Raw genomic sequence first — 1,097 nt, 5'->3', positions numbered from 1 at the left:
AATAGCAGAAAACTTCTTCGCCCACCTCAAAGCAGAACTGTTCTACCAACAAGCGTTCACCTACACCGAAGACCTAACCAATCAAATACAGGACTACATCCACTGGTACAACAACCAACGCATCCAACAACGACTCGAGGGCATGACCCCGAACGAATATCGCAATCATGCCCTCCTAGCCTAAGAACCCCTACTATTAAACTGTCTAACTTTCAGGGGACAGTTCACAACCAGGTGTCACCCTGAGCGCAGATATTGTGGCGGACGCATGGCGCCCTCAAAGCATCACTGATCCGTTGGATCCATACGGCAGCTCTATCGGAACTATCAATTCGCAACTTCCGGACTACCTCCGGCTAACTTCTGGTGGACAAATAGCCATTGCTGGTCTGGAATGGATGGGAGCCCGGCTTTACGATCCGAACACCGCATCTTTCCTAACCCAGGATCCTGTCGCCGCACCGCCGGCTACGCTTTGGGCGGCAAACGCATATAACTACGCGGCTAATACGCCACTTTCCCTGGCTGATCCCTACGGCCTAAGTCCGATTACAGATAGCGACATCAGTGCACTAACCGCGTATAACGACAACCGAAATAGGGGCATCGGTGGGTTTGCTGCGGACAATTGGGAATACGCCCTTGCGGGAGCAGCGATTATTGGTGGAGTTGCCCTTGCAGCCACGGGTGTAGGCGGAATCCTGGTGGCTGGCGCCCTGGCTGGAGGCTTGGTTAGTGGTGGAACATCCTTGCTTACGCAGAAAATCTCCAACAAGCCTATCGACTGGAAGAAGGTAGGAATTGCTACGACTGTTGGAGCAGTCACCGGCTTTGTTTCTATGGGCACTTCGAACCTAATTGGCGCAAAGATGGCGCAAGCATCGCCGGCGGCACAACGAGCTCTGGCTACAAAAGCTACGCAAAAAAGTGTCATGGACGCTAAGAATGGGTTCCTTGCCTCTGCAAATGGAACCTCAAAGATTCAAACAGCAACCAAGTTAGTGGCGAAAAACGACCTCAACATGGCAGTAGATAACTTCTCTAGGAAGCTACTCGGCGACATGGCGGGTGAAGTTGTGAGTGCCAATGCAGGATAC

Annotated in this window: 2 protein-coding genes; both read left to right on the top strand. The window is 52.1% G+C overall.

Annotated elements, in window-relative coordinates:
* On the top strand, positions 1 to 184 hold a 184-nt coding region (locus HMPREF1627_RS00235; RefSeq protein WP_034499820.1), incomplete at its 5' end, for an IS3 family transposase.
* Between the two features lie 112 nt (positions 185 to 296).
* A partial coding sequence (locus HMPREF1627_RS00230; RefSeq protein WP_199805851.1) for an RHS repeat-associated core domain-containing protein occupies positions 297 to 1,097 on the top strand: 801 nt, incomplete at its 3' end.

The sequence above is a fragment of the Actinomyces sp. S6-Spd3 genome, from assembly GCF_000758755.1.
GTDB lineage: Bacteria > Actinomycetota > Actinomycetes > Actinomycetales > Actinomycetaceae > Pauljensenia.
Note: the sequence above shows the minus strand (reverse complement) of the source record. Positions and strands in the feature narration are given on the sequence as shown.